Source organism: Faecalibacterium sp. Marseille-Q4896 (genome assembly GCF_017377615.1).
Taxonomy (GTDB): domain Bacteria; phylum Bacillota; class Clostridia; order Oscillospirales; family Ruminococcaceae; genus Faecalibacterium; species Faecalibacterium taiwanense.
This window is the reverse complement of the sequence record NZ_JAFREG010000004.1, coordinates 131,692-148,192: the sequence shown is the minus strand read 5'-3', so window position 1 is coordinate 148,192 and position 16,501 is coordinate 131,692. Positions and strand designations below refer to the sequence as shown.

Here is a 16,501-nt window from a genome sequence, read left to right as displayed (position 1 = left end):
GTCCTGCTCTTTTTCTTTTATTCGGCAAACGGAGCGATCAGGAGGTTTTTATGCTGGATGTAGCAATTATCGGCTGCGGTGTCATTGGTGCGGCAGCCGCCTATGAGCTGTCCCATTACCCGCTGCAGACCGCCATTTTCGAGGCTGAAAATGACGTAGCAGACTGCACCACCAAGGCCAACAGTGCCATTCTGCACGCTGGCTACGACCCCGAACCGGGCACCCGGATGGCGCAGCTCAACGTGGAGGGGTCCGCACTGGCCAAGGAGATCTGCGCCCGGCTGGATGTGCCGTACCTGCAGTGCGGCAGTCTGGTGCTGGCCCTCAGCCCGGAAGAGCTGCCCCACCTGCAGAAACTGTATGAGAACGGCATCGCCAACGGCGTGCCGGGCATCCGGCTGCTTTCCGCAGAGGAAACGTTTGCCATGGAACCGAATCTGGCCCCCACTGTCGTTGGCGCGCTGTATGCGCCCAGCGCCGCCATCGTCAGCCCGTGGGAGTTTGCACTGGCAATGGCAGAAGTGGCTGTGCGCAACGGCGTGGAGCTGCACCGCAGCTGCCCTGTGACCCGCATCGAAAAGACCGCCGGCGGCTGGGCGCTGACCACCCCCTCCGGAATTGTGGAAACGCGCTATATCATCAATGCGGCAGGCATCTCGGCGCAGGCCGTGCACGATATGGCCGCACCCCACAAATTTACCATCCAGCCCACCCGGGGCGAATACTACCTGCTGGATAAATCCGAGGGCAGCCGTGTGCACCACGTCATCTTCCAGTGCCCCAACGAAAACGGCAAGGGCGTTCTGGTGGCCCCCACCGTCCACGGCAACCTGATCGTCGGCCCGAACGCCGACCCCGTGGAAGGGGACGATACCGCCTGCACCGCTGCCGGGCTGGCCTTCGTCAGCGCCGCAGCGCGCCGCAGCGTGCCGAACATCCGCTTCAGCGAGTCCATCCGCAATTTTGCGGGTGTCCGTGCCAATGTGGACACGGGCGACTTCGTTATCGGCGAAGCGGAAGGCGCACCCGGCTTCATCGATCTGGCGGGCATGAAATCGCCCGGCCTTTCCAGTGCACCGGCCGTTGCCAGAGAAGCCGTCAAAATTCTGGAAGCTCACGGCGATCTGCCCGCCCCCAAGGCGGATTACAGGGATGGCCGCACCCGGGTGCGCTTCAAGGAGCTTCCGCCCGAAGAAAAAGCCCGGCTCATTGCAAAGGAACCCGCCTATGGCCGCGTGATCTGCCGCTGCGAGACGATCACCGAGGGCGAAATTCTGGACGCTCTGCACGAAGAGATCCCCGCCACCACCATTGACGGTGTCAAGCGCCGCTGCGGTGCCGGTATGGGCCGCTGTCAGGGCGGCTTTTGCGGGCCGCGGGTGCTGGAACTGATCAGCAAAACGCTGGGCATCAGTCCGCTGGACGTGCTGCAGGATAAGGCCGGCACCAACGTCTTACTGTGCGAAACCAAGCAGGAGGGAGAGCACCATGATTGATCTGGTCATCGTCGGCGGCGGCCCTGCAGGCCTTGCCGCAGCTTACAGCGCATGGCAGCATGGTCTGCGCGATATCCTTATCTTAGAGCGCGACAACGAGCTGGGCGGCATCCTGAACCAGTGCATCCACAACGGCTTCGGCCTGCACCGCTTTGGCGAGCAGCTCACCGGCCCGGAATACGCAGGCCGCTGCATTGAACTGCTGCGCTCCACCGGTGTCCGGGTGGAGCTGGGCACGATGGTGCTGGAAGTCACCCCGGACAAAAAGATCCACTGCGTCAGCCGGGAAAAGGGCTATCAGATCTTGGAAGCCAGAAGCATCATCCTCTGCATGGGCTGCCGGGAGCGCACCCGCGGTGCCATTGGCATTCCGGGCAGCCGCCCTGCCGGTATCTACACCGCCGGTGCGGCCCAGCGCTATGTCAACATGGAGGGCTATCTGGTAGGCAAGCGGGTGCTCATCCTCGGCAGCGGCGACATCGGCCTGATCATGGCCCGCCGCATGACGCTGGAAGGTGCCAAAGTACTGGCCTGCGTGGAGGTCATGCCGTATTCCGGCGGCCTGACCCGCAACATTGTGCAGTGCCTGCAGGACTTCGACATCCCCCTGTATCTGTCCCATACCATCGTGGATATTCAGGGCAAGGCCCGCGTGGAAAAGGCCACCGTTGCCAAGGTGGACGAAAACCGCCGCCCCATCCCGGGCACCGAGATGGAATTTGATGTGGACACCATCCTGCTCAGCGTCGGCCTGATCCCGGAAAATGAGCTGACCCGGCAGGCTGGCATCCCCATGGACCCTCACACCAAGGGCGCTGTGGTCTACGAGAATATGGAGACCGGCATCCCCGGCGTGTTCGCCTGCGGCAACGTGGTGCACGTGCATGATCTGGTGGACTTCGTTTCGGGCGAAAGCGACCTTGCCGGTGCTTCTGCGGCGGCCTATGTTTTGAAGGGCGAAGCCGCCGATACGGTTGTGCTTGACCTTGTCCCGGGCAATGGCGTGGGCTACACCGTGCCGCAGCGGGTGCGCCCCGCTGATGTGGACAGGAGCGTGAACATTTCCTTCCGTGTGCGGCAGAACTACGGACCCAGCCAGATCACCGTGACCTGCGGCGGCAGGCAGCTGGCCCGGTTCAAGCGCCAGCGCATGGCACCCGGTGAGATGGAACACATCGCACTGCCCAAAGTCCTGCTGGAAAAAGCAGACGGCCCGCTGACCGTTGCGGTAGAGGAGGTTATTGCAGAATGAGCAGCATCAAAGAAGTCATTTGCATCTGCTGTCCCTGCGGCTGCCACTTGCAGGTAGACCCGGAAAATGATTATAATGTAACTGGAAACGCCTGCCCCAACGGTGCCGCCTACGGCAGGGAAGAGCTGACCCATCCCACCCGCATCATCACCAGCACGGTGCGGGCGGAGGGTGGGCTGTATCCGCGCTGCCCGGTAAAGACTGCGCAGGCTGTGCCCAAAGAGAAGATGACCGAGGTCATGGCTGCGCTGGACCGCGTCACCCTGCACGCCCCCGTCCGCACCGGGCAGGTGGTGCTGGCAGATGTGTGCGGCACCGGCGTGGACGTTGTGGCGACGCGAAATCTGTGATACACACTCCTGAAACGATACGGAGGTAGCAAAAGCATGAGTACAAAATATGTTCTGGCGTTGGATCAGGGAACCACCAGCAGCCGTGCCATCCTGTTCGACAATGAGCAGAATATCATTGCGGTGCAGCAGCGCGAGTTTGAGCAGATCTATCCGCAGCAGGGCTGGGTGGAGCACAACCCCATGGAGATCTGGTCCACCCAGTATGGAGTCATGAACGAGGTGGTGGCCCAGAGCGGTGTCGATGCCCACGATATCGCCGCCATTGGCATCACCAACCAGCGGGAGACCACCATCCTGTGGGAAAAGGCCACCGGCCGCCCCATCTACAATGCCATCGTCTGGCAGTGCCGCCGCACGGCACCGCTGGTGGATGAACTGCTGCAGCAGCCCGGCATGGCAGACTACATCCGGGAGAACACCGGCCTGATGCCCGATGCCTATTTCTCCGCAACGAAGATCAAGTGGATCCTGGACAATGTGCCCGGTGCGCGGGAGCGCGCCGAGGCAGGGGAGATCCTGTTCGGCACTGTGGACACATGGCTGGTCTGGAAGCTGACCGGCGGCAGAGTGCATGTCACCGACCGCACCAACGCCAGCCGCACCATGCTGTATAACATCCGCACGCTGGACTGGGATGACACCCTGCTCAAAGCGCTGGATATCCCGCGCTGCATCCTGCCCCGCGTGACGGATTCCAGCGAGGTCTACGGCACCACCGATCTGTGCGGTGTGCAGATCCCGGTGGCCGGCATTGCCGGTGACCAGCAGGCTGCGCTGTTCGGACAGAGCTGCTTTGGCAAGGGCGAGGCCAAGAACACCTACGGCACCGGCTGCTTTTTGCTGATGAACACCGGCGATACCATCTGCCGCAGCCGGAACGGCCTGATCTCTACCATCGCCATCAGCCTGAACGGTAAGGTGGAGTACGCGCTGGAGGGCAGCGTCTTTGTGGGCGGTGCCGTCATCCAGTGGGTGCGCGACGGCCTGCGCATGATCCAGGAAAGCCGCGATGCGGAATACTATGCCCAGAAGGTGCCGGATAACGGCGGCATTTACATCGTGCCGGCCTTTACTGGTCTGGGTGCACCGTACTGGGATATGTACGCCCGCGGTGCCATTGTGGGCATCACCCGCGGTACCACCCAGAACCACATCATCCGCGCGGCAGAGGAGTCCATCGCCTACCAGAGCGCAGACCTCGTGGCTGCTATGGAAAAGGACACCGGCGTGCCCATCACCTCGCTGAAGGTGGACGGCGGCGCCTCCCGTGACCAGTTCCTGATGCAGTTCCAGGCCGACATCCTGAACAAGACCGTGCTGCGCCCTGCCATCCGGGAGACGACCGCTCTGGGCGCTGCCTATCTGGCGGGCCTTGCCACCGGCGTATGGAAGGACCGGGACGAGATCCGCAGCCTGTGGCACTGCAACATGACCTTTGCCCCGCAGATGGACGAGGCTGAGCGCACCCGTCTGCTCTCCGGCTGGCACAAGGCTGTGGGCCGCAGCTGCGACTGGGCAGAGCATTGATAGTTTTCGCCCAACTTTATGGTTCACGCACAAAATATTTTTTAATTGTTTATTTTCTATTGACATTTTGTTACAAAACGCTATACTAGAAGCATCCCAAGAGAAGTGAGATGGGGATGCACTGTATCGTCCAGATGCAGTGTGTCCCCATTTTTATTACGGAAAAATCAGATTCAAAAAGGAGGTCCCCCATATGAACGAGAAAAAACTTTCAAGGCCGCTGATCAGTCTCATCGTCAGCATCGCGCTCATCATCGTAGGCATTGCCGGTTCTTTCATTTTACAGACGAACTCCGGCAAAACGACCATCCGGAACGTTACCATTGAATCCGAATCCGGTCATACCCTTGCGATGGATGTTTATATTCCGGAAAACGCCACCGCTGAAACGCCTGCGCCCGCTATTTTTGTACAGCATGGCGGAAACAACAACAAAGAAGAAATGCAGCACTACTGCATTGAGCTCGCCCGCCGCGGCTATGTTGCGATCGGCGTGGATATGTACGGCATGGGCGAAAGCGAACCTCTGCCGGACTCCGAATGGCTCACCCAGGGCCGCGGCCTTTATGATGCGGTACGCTACGGCGTGACTCTGCCCTACGTTGATACCGACCGAGTTTCGCTGCTGGGCTACTCCCGCGGTGGCAAGGCAGCTGGCGAAGCACTGCAGTGCGATAACGACAGTCTGAATGTTGTCAAGGCCATTTTCCTGATCCACAGCGATCCCATCGTGCGTAACAGCGAGGGCTACACCGATGTTTACGGTGCCCGAGATGTCGCAGTTCTCGCAGACAAGAACGACGAGTTCTTCTTCTCGGAAAAAGCTAATGATAACGGCACCTATTCCAACGACGCCAACAAGTATGCAGCCAACCTTTCCAGCCCGGCAGAATATGTGATCAACAACAGTGCACAGTCCTTCCTGTATTTCGGTATCGACCCCGCAACCACCAGTGAACAGCGCGTGGCAGAGACCGTTTATGAGCAGGATTACGGCGGAAAGACCGGAAGCCGCCAGATCTTTGTTTCTAACGAGACGCATATGGCTGGTTGGTGGTCCCCGCTGGTCATGAACCGTGTGTTGACCTTCTTTAACCGTGTTATGCCCACTGGCACTGCTCTGAGCGCCAGCAGCTACACCTATACCATCTGGAACATCTTCAAGATCATCGCCCTGTCCGGTCTGCTGCTGTTTGCCGGGTCTCTGATGGTCTGGCTAGTCAACTCCGTCAAGACATTCCAGTGTGCCGACAATGGCGAGCAGGACCTTCGCCCAGTTGGCGATAAGAACGCAGTTGCATGGTTCTGGGGCATCCAGATCATCAGTGCCGTCCTGTCCATCCTCATTATTCGATTCCTGAACAAGCAGGGACTGGCATCTTACCGTGATGCACTTTTCCACTCGGCCAACCCTGCGTACCACGGCCTGATCTCTCTGCTGTGCGGCGCACTGACTCTTGTTCTGTGCACGGTGTGGTACATGGCCTACGGCAAAAAACACGGTTTCTCCTTCCGGAATACCGGCATCGCTATTTCCGGGCATGCACTCCTCAAATCCATCGGCGCGGCCCTGCTTGCAGTCTTTGCCCTGATCCTGATGGTTTTTGCCGTCGACTATTTTGTGGATGTGAACTTCCTGATCGTTTACTGGGGCTTTATGAAGTTTGGAGCCAACCGCATCCCGGGTATGCTCCTTGTTGTACCCATGTATCTCGTGTACTACATTGTCATGTCCATCAGCGTCAACAGTTTTAACTTTAGCACGGCGCTCGGCAAAAACAAGCTGCTTTCTAACCTTCTGATCAGCTTTATCGCATCGGTTCCCACTCTGTTCATCCTCTGCTACGTTTACGGCATCTTCAAGGCTACCGGCTCGAACCCGATGTTCGGCGGTCTGGCTTCTGCCGCAACTGCAGTGTATGCGCTGCCCGGCTTCATCTTTGTTGCGATCCTGATTTGTCGTCTCCTGTACCAGCACACGGGCAATCCCTACCTTGGCGGCATCTTCTGCGGCGTTCTTGCAGCTGTCAGCGAGTGGGGCATCTGCGAGATTCGCGTGCACACCCCCGGAACACAGTACGCTGGCACTGCTCTGGTCTACGCACTGATCGCGATCGGCTTTGTAGTTACCATAGCATGCGCTGTACTGCTGAAGAAAAATAATGCAGCCGTGCAGGCACATAAATAATGCCTCTTTAATCCTCTTTACAAACCCCTCAATTTTTTATAAACTTGGTTTGCGCATGGTGCGGCCCTTTTAGAGTTTTCTGAAAGGGCCGTATCTTCTGATTGCTCCCTATCTCTGTAAATCTGGCTCGAAAGGAGTCTTACCCAATGCATCCTCTTGCCGAAACCCTGCTGGACGAACCGGTGATCGCCGCTGTGAAAACGGACGAAGCCCTGACTGCTGCGCTGGCCTCGCCCTGCAGTACTATTTTTCTGCTGGCAAGCACCCTGCTCACCGTAGACGGTCTGGTGCACCGCATACATGATGCCGGAAAACTGGCCGTGGTTCACATCGACCTTGTGGACGGCCTTTCGTCGCGGGAGATCGCGGTGGACTCCCTCAACGCCCTGTGCCACCCGGACGGCATCATCTCCACCCGCCCGACCCTGATCCGCCGGGCGCGCCACCGCGGCCTGCTGACCGTCCAGCGGGCATTCATCCTGGATTCCCTCTCGCTGACCAGCCTGTCCGGCCAGCTGGAGCAGGGCAAGCCGGATTTTGTCGAGATCCTTCCCGGCATCATGCCCCGGGTCATCGCCGAGATCAGCGCCCGCACACAGGTGCCTGTCATTGCAGGCGGCCTGCTGCGGGACAAAGCCGATGTCATGGCCGCCATGCGCGCAGGTGCCGCCGCAGTTTCCACCTCTGCGCCCTCCCTGTGGGATATCTGAGCCAGAACAAGATCCCAGCTGAAGTACGAAAAGCATAATAGTATCCTGGTGTTTTATTGGATATGCCCGCCCACCGATGGAGCCGGATCTCCACGGTGAGCGGGCATTTTTCGTTTTCATTCGATTTGAGTGAATCTATTCAGCCTGCGGATTAACTCGATAATTTAAAGCAATACTACAAGTCGCACTCCCCTTAAAGTCTTTCTGCTTCCTGCATCTTAGCATCATACTGGATGGCAGAGATCGGCACGAGACCCTCGATCATATCCAGTTTGCTGTTGACAAGGTCATCATACACATCTTTGATGGACGACGTAATGGAAGGCTCCAGCTGTTCATTTGCAATTACGCTTTCCACCAGTGCTTGTTTGTTTTTCAGTTTCCGCGCCATATCGGGCAGGAAGTGATAATTTTCAATCATGCGCAGAATGATGTTTGCCATAAAATTTCCGCGGATGCTGCTCAACTCGATATAAATCGCTCCGGCATCCTCCACGGAAATTTGTGCGATGCTCATCAGGTAATCAGCCAGAGTCGTTTGTGTATCGTTCAAAATTCCCTGACTTGCCATACTGCGTTGCAGGATATTCATTTTTCGATAGTCCTGAATTATACCGGTTTTTATCAGTACATTCCACCGCTTTATGCCGTCACATGGGTGGCATTCTCTTTCACCGAATTGATCGTATCCATCAGTTCACTCCCTGTTTTGCCATCAAACAGGCGGGTAAACAGGATGGGCTGGTCAAAGGGTGGTTTCATCAGCACAGCTTTGCTTTCCACATAACCGTTCTGCTCGATGTAATGAATGACCTTCTGCACGAACGCGATCTGCTTTGCATTCAGCGATTCGTCGTTGATGAACTTGGAAAATGCCTGCATGGCAGCATCGTGGTCCAGCTTTGCCACTTTACGCACCAGCAGACCAAAGGGTGTATCCCGAAACTCCCGTGCATAGTCCTCTTTGCTGCCCAGCTCACAGGTAAAGATATGTTCCAGCTCGGTATAGTCGCCCCGGGAAAGCGGAATGTTCTGGGTCAGCTTGTGGATGGCCAGCGTATCGCTGCGGTGCTCCATGATGTAGCGGTTCACACGTTCCCGGTACTCGCCAAAATCGTAGCCGGAATCCAGCGCTTTGCCCTCGGTCTGTTCCAGTACCGGGTCGGCAAGGGCCGTGTAGACAGGCTTTTGCCCCTCGCCGCCCTCCACCAGAAACTTGATGAGCTCCCGCAGTTCCTGCCGCATTTCCTCAAAGCGGAGCAGATCATGCGAGGTCAAAAATTCGTCCGTCTGCACCTCCCGGATGAGCGGCAGCTTTGCCTGCACCTGCGGGATGGTAGCTTTCCCTTCCAGCATTGCCGCTGTATTGCGCAGCTGTTTCTGGGCGCGGCCCAGCCCCGGCAGACCTTCCAGTTCACAGAGCAGCAAGCCATACACAAAGTTATCGAACCGCTTGGCGGCTTCATCTTTGTCGTCCAGCGAGATGAGCGGTGCCACCTCTTTCATCAGAGTACCCTTGTCCGTTTCGGTCAGGCTGACGAAGGCTTCCGGCTTTTGATAGTGTTCCACGGCCTGTCGGTGCAGCCGCACGGATACCAGCTCCGGATTCAGCGCTCCCACTTCGGCACGGCAGGTCTCCGTTAAGATCTTGCGCCAGTTCTGGTAGTTTTCGTCCGCATAGGCTCCATCCTGCAGCGCGGCGGCAATGCGCACCTGCTTGCAGAAAATGCTCTCGGACAGGCTTTTGGTGTCCGCGCTCTCGTAGCCGTTGGGTTTCTGACGGAAAAATTCAAAGTTGCCGCAGTAGTCGAAGATCAGAAACCGCCGTTTGCCCGTATATTCGCCGTCGATGGCATCCACGCAGGCAAGGGACGGGCAGAGCCGCGTACCACGGCCTATCATCTGCCAGAACTTCGTTTTGCTGCGCACTTTTTTGAAGAATACCAGATTCACGCACTCCGGCACATCGATGCCCGTGTCCATCATATCCACCGAGACCGCAATAAACGGCGGCTTGTCCGGCTGTTTGAAGTCGTCAATGATGGACTGTGCATAGGCGTCGTCGCAGACCACCCGCTGGATGAATCCCGGGTACTGGGTCTCCAGCTGCGGGTAGAGCTTGCCAAAACGTTCCCGGATAAACTCCGCGTGGCGCTTGTTCTGGGCAAAGATGATGGTTTTGCCGATGCGGTCGCCGCCTGCCGTCTGGATGCCCCGTTCCATCAGGTCTTGCAGCACCGTGTCCACGGTGTTGGCGTTGAAGATGAACTTGTTCAGCTTTTCGGACGGGATGAAGGTGGGCAGGGTATCGTCCTCGGCAAAATCGTCCTCGTAGCGGGCCTTATCCTCCGGTGAAAGCTGGTCGTAGTGGATGCCCTCTTCTGTGAATTTCGTCTTGACCTCGTAGTTGTAGTAAGGCACCAGCACATGGTCGGTGTAGACCGCCGTATCGTAATCGTAGGCATAGGTGGGGATGCCGTGTTCCATCTCGAAAAAATCGTAGGTGTTGCGGTCTACGTCGGTTTTCGGGGTGGCGGTCAGGCCCACCAGAACCGCATCGAAATAATCAAAAATGGCGCGGTATTTCTTGAAAATGCTGCGGTGGCTCTCGTCCACGATGATAAGGTCAAAGTGGGCGGGCGAAAACAACGGCACGCCGTCCTTGGTCTTGGCGTTGTCGATGGCGTTGAGCATGGTGGGATAGGTGGAAAACACGATGCGCGCGGCCTTATCGTCCTTAGAGGAGCACAGATTGCACAGCGACTGGTCGGGCAGATACTTTTTGAAGTCGTCCTTCGCCTGCTTGACCAGCGCGGTGCGGTCCGCCAGAAAGAGCACGTTGGTCACATGACCGCCCCGGCTCAGCACATCGGTCAGGCTGGATGCGGTGCGGGTCTTGCCCGTGCCAGTAGCCATGACCAGCAGATTGCGCCGGAAGCCCTGCGTAATATGGGCGCAGACTGCCCGGATGGCGTTTTTCTGATAGTAGCGGTCGGTGATTTTATCGTCAATTTCGATGGTGTCCAGCGGCTTTTTCTCGGTGCGGCGGTTCATCAGCTTCTGCAAGTCGTCCTTGCAGAACACCCCGCTCACAGCACGCTGCGGGCCGCTCTGCTCATCCCAGAAATAGGTGGTGTAGCCGTTGGTGGTAAACAGCATCGGACGGCGGCCAAACTTCTGCTCCAGACAGTCTGCATAAAGCTGAGCCTGCTTGCGCCCGATGTTGGGGTCTTTGGTGCTGCGCTTGGCTTCAATGACCGCCAGCGGCAAGCCGTCCTTGCCCATCAGCACATAGTCCGCATAGCCCTTCTGCCCCAGCACGCCGTTCATGTTGTCCACTTCGTACTCGGTGCGCACATCGGCGTCCGGCCCGGTGAATTTCCAGCCCATGGCCTTGAGGTCGATGTCGATGATCTTCCGCCGAGTTTCGGCCTCGGTCAGGTCTGCGGCGGTAAAACTGCGGCTCTGCTGGTTCTGCTGTTTGCTGGCTGTGTATGCCGCCGAAAGGCTCTCCACCTGCTTGCGCAGCGCTTCCAGCTCGGCATCCTTCTGGGTCAGCAGGCTTTCCTGCTCCCGGATCTTCTTTTCGTCCAGCTCCACTTTCTCGCCGGGGATGGCTGTTTCATCAAAGGAGCGCTCCACATAGTCCGTGCCGTAGCAGTAATCCACCCACTGGATGAAATCGAACAGCCCCCGCAGGCTGAACACTGCATCCGCCGCCGACACACTATGCCCCGTATGTACCGCCAGATTGCCCGCCTTCACGATGCTGGGCAGCACGCTCCACACATTGCGGTCCACTGCGAACCGGAAGCTCGGCTCATGCAGCAGGGATTGCAGGTTGTCCTTGTAGGGCATCGTGATGGTTTTGTCTGCCGCATACACCCACTTCACCGCCAGCTCCAACGCCTTCCGGCATCCCACCGCGCACATTGCCGGGGAGGTGGAGAACACTTTCTCGGCCTCGATGGCAGAATTGGCGAAGAGGGAATATTCGGGTCGGGTGGAGAGATAGGAGAAGTTGGACATAAAATCAGCTCCTTTATGTAGGATGATTATTGGCAGTATTTCAGTAATTCTGGAAATTTATCACTGGCATCACGAATCATCCAGCGCTTAAATGCAGCAAAGGGAGCATTCCACTTTAATTTCATCATAATGGACAGCTCTAAATCTTTTTTGTCTTCCCCGTCAGCTGCATTGTAATCCGTTACACATTCTTCGAATGCATTCAGTTCTTTTGACAGCTGCTTTCGGATGATTTTGGCCTCTTCGATTTTCTGTGCAGTCGAGCCATAATATACTTCGTTAAGGAGTGCCACCGTGTTTCGGGTTTCAACGTCGTCTTCTAATGCAGTAATTTCTAATTTATCTGGCATAAACGGTTCACTATGCCGACGAAATGCAATTTTCTTATCAACTGCAACTTTTGTACAATCCAGAATCGGTGTGAACTTATCGTTTTTTATATTGTTGCAATGATTGCAAGATAAAAACAGATTTTCCCAATCGAACATCAAATCTCGGTTTCCACGATGTGGAACGAGATGTTCTATTTGGAGATTGTCCAAATCTTTCTTCTCACAAAGGTAGCATTTATGTGCAAACATCAATCCAAGTGCTTTATTCACTTCGTTGGTATTATACTTTCCGCTACCTTTGCGTTTTTCTCGTTTCAAGGATTCGATTGCTACATGGGCTTCGGAGCTGTCAGGTCGTTCGAATTTGACCATTAAAGCACCTTCTTCCCCTCAATCTTGGAAAGGACATCTTCCGCATCTTTCAATTCCATTCGTAAGTCTGCGCGTTCTGCGCGTTCGTCATCGGAAAGGTCCGTCCGCCCATAAAGCTCCTGATATCGCTTTGCTTTCTTTTGTAACTCATCAGAAAAAGCTGTTGCATCCAGATAGCCTTCTGCAATATCATCAACGGAATAGGAAGAAAAATCTGTAAAACGAACCTGCTTTTCTAAATCATAAATGCAGGCATTGCTGATGGAGTTCAGGATATAGGCGGAATGTGTTGTAATGATAAACTGGATGCGTGGGAAGAACTCTGTCAGGAAGGGCAGGATTTTCCTCTGAAGTTCCACATGAAGATGCGTTTCCAGCTCATCAATCAGCACAATGCCTTCCACATCGTACTGGCTCAGTTCGCCTTTCAGCAACCAGTTGCGGTCCATACGGAGGATTAGGTCTGCGACAATACCGATGATTGCAGAATAGCCATCAGAAAGTTCATCCAAACTATATGGATTTCGACCTTTCTGTTCAATTAGAAAATTATAGTTTTTATAGTCATATATCAATCGGATGCTGTCATCGCTCAACAATACTTTTAGCGCATTTTCGAAGCGGGAAAACCATTCCGCGATTTTCTTCTCGACACTTAAATCATTTTCATTCTTTGCATATGCCTGTTGAGTTTTGAGATGAACCATATATTTCAGCAAAATATTTTCTGGTGTATCATCCAAACTGTATTGATTTTCTAGTTTTACATCTTGAACTCCCTTTGCGCGATGAATCACTGTCTTTCTGTCTGCCGGAAAGTAAGCAGTTACAAATTCTCCCTGACTATATAAACGGTCTAAGCCTACTACATTTGAAACGTCTACTTCTACTCCAGAATTATACTTTGCAAATGTTTCGGCAACAATTTTTTCAAGTTCAGAAAACTTATCATTCGATTTATAGGATCTCCGAATACACAATTTCTGATAGACCCCATCATCGATTGCCTGCAGATAATCTTTCATCGCCTGCAATACCGAAGTTTTACCGGAGCCATTTTTACCGGTCAGGATAAGATGCTGGCGCTTTTCAGGGCTCAACTTGATCTCAATGTTTTTCAGATGCCGGACTTCATTGATGTGGATGCTTGTAATAAAATGTTCCATAGCCTTACCTCTGGATATTGTTCATTTGTTGAAAAATCTCCCACACTGAAGCATACGCTTCCGCTCCAACCAGTTCTTTCAGCAATTGCTCCCGAAGCTCAGGTTTCAGCTTTTGAATCGAGTTCTTTGCCTTGATTGCATCAATCTTTGCATTATTATAGTCTCTTTCTTCTTCAAAAGTCATCATCGTATGCTCCTTTCATAGTAAAATGTTCTGTTTAACGTTATTATACCGCTAAAATCCGCTGCTGCACACCCTTTTACCCAAAATATTCCTGCATCAGTGCCTTTTTCATCAGTTCCAGCTTTTCAAGGCTCTGCTGTACGGTCTGCTTCTGCTGGTCTACACGCTCCACAAAGGCGGCAAACTGATTTTGAAGAGAAAGTGGTGGAACGAGAATTTCAAGACTTTTTACATCTTCTTGATTTATACTTGCTTGATTAACAGATTTTTTTGCACGTCGTAGAATTTGCCTATAAATATCTTCGGTACAAAGCACTTCTGTAACATAAACAGCGTTCACTTTTTTCTCATCCATGTGAAATCGCATCATATTAGACTCAAAAACAGTTTTTTCTTTTAGTCCAACAATATGAGCACATTTTCCGAGATACTCTATACTATTCACCCTGTTGATTACAATATCGTTTTCCTTTAGTAAGTATCGGTCGATTTCAGTTTCTGAGCAAATCAATCTTTTAAGTGTATTCCAATTTGTTACTTTTCCGTTATAAAAAGCATCAATTCGTAAAATTGGAATTCCAGTATCATCTTGAACATAATCCGTCTGGGGCTTATATAACCCATTCTGCGGGAAAACAGTCATAACTGTTTCAAGTGTCGTTGAAGGAAAATTCTTGGTATTGGCTACTGAGTCACCAAACATCTCCACAAACCGTGCCTTTACCAGCTCGTCCAGTTTAGCAAGCTGCTGCTTGCGGAGAGAAATCAAACTCGTTACTTTATCAAGGACTTCTGCAATTTCGCACTGCTTTTCATACGGTGGCAAGTAAAATGGCAGCGCGTCAAAAACGGGCTTGGTCAAATGCTTCATTGTTGCGCCATGTGCATCGGATGCAGCGTTTTCCAGAATCAAACCTACCTGATGTACGAAAAAATCTTTTGAGATTCTTTCTTTATCAAAAACGACCTTGAAAATATGCTGATTTAATACTGCCTTTTCTCCATGCCAAATGTATACGCCAAGACTGGCAGACCATGAAATCAAAACATCTCCATCGTTTACTTCATATTTGGATGCGTATTCACCATTATAACGGTTTGCCTGATATGAATTTCCGGTCAGGTCCTGAATCCGAATAATTGGAATACCTTCGTCCGACCAATCTTGTGGTTTGAAGGCATATCCATTTATGTATGTTGCAATATCTCCCAACTTCGCCATCACACCATCTCCTCCAACTCTGCCAAACCCTTGGTGATCTCCATTTCCAGCTCATGCAGGTCGGCAAGAATCTCCTGCGTGGAGGGGTACTCCACCGGCACATACTCCGTCTCTTTGTACTTATTGATGGATAAATCATACCCATTGGCGGCAATTTCTTCTTTGGGCACAAAGAAACTCTGCTCGGTGCGCTTGCGGTCGGCTTCGGCATCAAGGTTCTGGAACCGGGCGATGATGTCCGGGATGTCGTTTTCCTTCACCTCGGTGCGCTTGTCGTCCAGCGAGAGGCCGTCGGCTTTCATATCGTAGAACCACACCCTGTCGGTGCCGCCTGCGCCGGTCTTGGTAAACACCAGCACCGCCGTGGACACGCCTGCGTAGGGCTTGAACACGCCGGAGGGCATGGAAATGACCGCCCGCAGCTGATGGTTTTCAATCAGTTCTTTTCGGATGCTCTGATGCGCCTTGCTGGAACCGAACAGCACGCCGTCCGGCACGATGCAGGCGCAGCGTCCGCCGGTTTTGAGCATCCGCAGGAAGAGCGCAAGGAAAAGCAATTCTGTTTTTTTGGTGTTGGTGACGGCTTTCAGGTCGTCGTTGATGCTCTCGGCATCCACAGTGCCCTTGAACGGCGGGTTCGCAAGGCAAACGGTGTACTTGCTGCAAATGGAGTTTTGCTTCGACACGCTGTCCTTGTAGTCGATTTCCGGGTTCGTGATGGAGTGGAGCATCAGATTCATGGCCGAAATGCGCAGCATGGTGCGGTCCGTGTCAAAGCCGGTGAACATCGGGCCGGCAAAATGTTGCCACTGCTCCGGGGTCATGCTGTCCTCGTAGTGGGCGCGGAGGTACTGTGCACTGGACACCAGAAAGCCCGCCGTGCCGCAGGCGGGGTCGCAGATAAAGTCGTCCGGCGTGGGCTGCACCAGCTCCACCATCATGTCGCGGATGTGTTTGGGCGTGCGGAACTGGCCGTTCTGCCCTGCGGTTGCCAGCTTGCCCAGCATATACTCGTACAGGTCGCCCTGCATATCAAGGTCGGCAATGTCGTGGGTGTAAAGATCTTCCAGCCCGGTGATGATCTTTTGCAGCACCTGCGGCGTGGGGATCAGGAACATGGCATCGTCCATGTACCGCGCAAAGGCGGTGTTGCCCTCATCCGGGCGGGTGGGGTCGTCTACGATCTCCACCAGCTCGCCGTTTGCGTCAAAGTCCGGCAGACGGCCATATTTCATCTTTTTGATGGCAGGGAACACCCGCTGCTGCATGGTCAGGAAAATTTCGCGGGAATCTTTATCCTTGAAGCGGCTCCACCGCATAGACTGTCCTGCTTCGCTGGCCGGGAAGATGTGCTCCATCTTTTCGCCCGCCATGTTCTCAAAATCTTCGGTGGCAAGCTCTTTCTCGTCCAGTGACCGGATGAACATGAGATAGGTCAGCTGTTCAATGACGGTCAGCGGATTGGTGATGCCGCCTGCCCAGATGTCCGTCCAGATTTTGTCTACCTTATTTTTAATGGCTCCTGTTACCATGCGTTCCTCCTGAATGTTTGCCAATCGCAAACGCTTTGCATCTCGAATTTTTGGTGATAATATCACAATTTTATTATAGCAGTGTACGATTATATTTTCAATGTAGAGCGTTTAGCAGACGTGCTTTCTTGATCGCAA

13 protein-coding genes are annotated in these 16,501 nt (G+C 54.0%); 6 read left to right on the top strand and 7 right to left on the bottom strand.

The window, feature by feature from the left end:
• The first annotated feature begins 50 nt into the window (after positions 1 to 50).
• The 6 genes from J3348_RS08850 (at position 51) to J3348_RS08825 (ending at position 7,526) form a co-directional block, all read left to right on the top strand.
• A complete protein-coding gene (locus J3348_RS08850) occupies positions 51 to 1,496 on the top strand; it encodes an NAD(P)/FAD-dependent oxidoreductase (RefSeq protein ID WP_207698791.1) in 1,446 nt (481 codons plus the stop codon).
• Complete coding sequence (locus tag J3348_RS08845; protein WP_207698790.1) at positions 1,489 to 2,748, top strand: FAD-dependent oxidoreductase; 1,260 nt, start codon at positions 1,489 to 1,491, stop codon at positions 2,746 to 2,748. Before J3348_RS08850 ends, J3348_RS08845 begins: the two co-directional genes overlap by 8 nt.
• Positions 2,745 to 3,098: a DUF1667 domain-containing protein gene (locus J3348_RS08840; protein ID WP_207698789.1), complete on the top strand. Its 354-nt coding sequence runs from the start codon at positions 2,745 to 2,747 to the stop codon at positions 3,096 to 3,098. The genes J3348_RS08845 and J3348_RS08840 overlap by 4 nt, the downstream gene beginning before the upstream one ends.
• 36 nt (positions 3,099 to 3,134) lie before the next feature.
• Positions 3,135 to 4,628: a glycerol kinase GlpK gene (gene glpK / locus J3348_RS08835; RefSeq protein WP_120080356.1), complete on the top strand. Its 1,494-nt coding sequence runs from the start codon at positions 3,135 to 3,137 to the stop codon at positions 4,626 to 4,628.
• 193 nt (positions 4,629 to 4,821) lie between these two features.
• The gene (locus J3348_RS08830) at positions 4,822 to 6,816 is read left to right on the top strand and encodes a CocE/NonD family hydrolase (RefSeq protein WP_207698788.1); all 1,995 of its coding nucleotides are present in this window, start codon (positions 4,822 to 4,824) and stop codon (positions 6,814 to 6,816) included.
• Between the two features lie 146 nt (positions 6,817 to 6,962).
• Positions 6,963 to 7,526 carry a glycerol-3-phosphate responsive antiterminator gene (locus tag J3348_RS08825; RefSeq protein ID WP_097781176.1) on the top strand — a complete coding sequence of 188 codons (564 nt, stop codon included), beginning with the start codon at positions 6,963 to 6,965 and terminating at the stop codon, positions 7,524 to 7,526.
• Positions 7,527 to 7,719: 193 nt separating this feature from the next.
• On the opposite strand, the gene J3348_RS08820 is transcribed toward J3348_RS08825, so the two are convergent.
• The 7 genes from J3348_RS08820 to J3348_RS08790 form a co-directional block, all read right to left on the bottom strand.
• Positions 7,720 to 8,118 (bottom strand): hypothetical protein, encoded by a 399-nt coding sequence (locus J3348_RS08820; RefSeq protein WP_207698787.1) that lies wholly within the window; start codon positions 8,116 to 8,118, stop codon positions 7,720 to 7,722.
• A gap of 50 nt (positions 8,119 to 8,168) precedes the next feature.
• On the bottom strand, positions 8,169 to 11,555 hold the full coding sequence (locus tag J3348_RS08815; RefSeq protein ID WP_207698786.1) for a DEAD/DEAH box helicase family protein: 3,387 nt from the start codon (positions 11,553 to 11,555) through the stop codon (positions 8,169 to 8,171).
• 26 nt (positions 11,556 to 11,581) lie between these two features.
• Positions 11,582 to 12,259, bottom strand: a complete 678-nt coding sequence (locus J3348_RS08810) for an HNH endonuclease (protein WP_049935323.1) — start codon at positions 12,257 to 12,259, stop codon at positions 11,582 to 11,584.
• A complete protein-coding gene (locus J3348_RS08805) occupies positions 12,259 to 13,425 on the bottom strand; it encodes an ATP-binding protein (RefSeq protein ID WP_005943609.1) in 1,167 nt (388 codons plus the stop codon). The genes J3348_RS08810 and J3348_RS08805 overlap by 1 nt, the downstream gene beginning before the upstream one ends.
• A gap of 4 nt (positions 13,426 to 13,429) precedes the next feature.
• Complete coding sequence (locus tag J3348_RS08800; RefSeq protein ID WP_005943611.1) at positions 13,430 to 13,612, bottom strand: hypothetical protein; 183 nt, start codon at positions 13,610 to 13,612, stop codon at positions 13,430 to 13,432.
• Positions 13,613 to 13,685: 73 nt separating this feature from the next.
• Positions 13,686 to 14,831, bottom strand: coding sequence for a restriction endonuclease subunit S (locus J3348_RS08795; protein WP_005943612.1), 1,146 nt, complete (start codon positions 14,829 to 14,831; stop codon positions 13,686 to 13,688).
• The gene (locus J3348_RS08790) at positions 14,831 to 16,363 is read right to left on the bottom strand and encodes a class I SAM-dependent DNA methyltransferase (protein ID WP_207698785.1); all 1,533 of its coding nucleotides are present in this window, start codon (positions 16,361 to 16,363) and stop codon (positions 14,831 to 14,833) included. The genes J3348_RS08795 and J3348_RS08790 overlap by 1 nt, the downstream gene beginning before the upstream one ends.
• Between the last annotated feature and the right edge of the window lie 138 nt (positions 16,364 to 16,501).

Bases quoted from the DNA above. Each gene is read 5' to 3' on its own strand.
- J3348_RS08805 (WP_005943609.1), bottom strand. From the start codon at position 13,425: ATGGAACATTTTATTACAAGCATCCACATCAATGAAGTCCGGCATCTG.
- J3348_RS08820 (WP_207698787.1), bottom strand. From the start codon at position 8,118: ATGAATATCCTGCAACGCAGTATGGCAAGTCAGGGAATTTTGAACGAT.
- J3348_RS08790 (WP_207698785.1), bottom strand. From the start codon at position 16,363: ATGGTAACAGGAGCCATTAAAAATAAGGTAGACAAAATCTGGACGGAC.
- J3348_RS08825 (WP_097781176.1), top strand. From the start codon at position 6,963: ATGCATCCTCTTGCCGAAACCCTGCTGGACGAACCGGTGATCGCCGCT.
- J3348_RS08795 (WP_005943612.1), bottom strand. From the start codon at position 14,831: ATGGCGAAGTTGGGAGATATTGCAACATACATAAATGGATATGCCTTC.
- J3348_RS08845 (WP_207698790.1), top strand. From the start codon at position 1,489: ATGATTGATCTGGTCATCGTCGGCGGCGGCCCTGCAGGCCTTGCCGCA.
- J3348_RS08840 (WP_207698789.1), top strand. From the start codon at position 2,745: ATGAGCAGCATCAAAGAAGTCATTTGCATCTGCTGTCCCTGCGGCTGC.
- J3348_RS08850 (WP_207698791.1), top strand. From the start codon at position 51: ATGCTGGATGTAGCAATTATCGGCTGCGGTGTCATTGGTGCGGCAGCC.
- glpK (WP_120080356.1), top strand. From the start codon at position 3,135: ATGAGTACAAAATATGTTCTGGCGTTGGATCAGGGAACCACCAGCAGC.
- J3348_RS08815 (WP_207698786.1), bottom strand. From the start codon at position 11,555: ATGTCCAACTTCTCCTATCTCTCCACCCGACCCGAATATTCCCTCTTC.
- J3348_RS08800 (WP_005943611.1), bottom strand. From the start codon at position 13,612: ATGATGACTTTTGAAGAAGAAAGAGACTATAATAATGCAAAGATTGAT.
- J3348_RS08810 (WP_049935323.1), bottom strand. From the start codon at position 12,259: ATGGTCAAATTCGAACGACCTGACAGCTCCGAAGCCCATGTAGCAATC.
- J3348_RS08830 (WP_207698788.1), top strand. From the start codon at position 4,822: ATGAACGAGAAAAAACTTTCAAGGCCGCTGATCAGTCTCATCGTCAGC.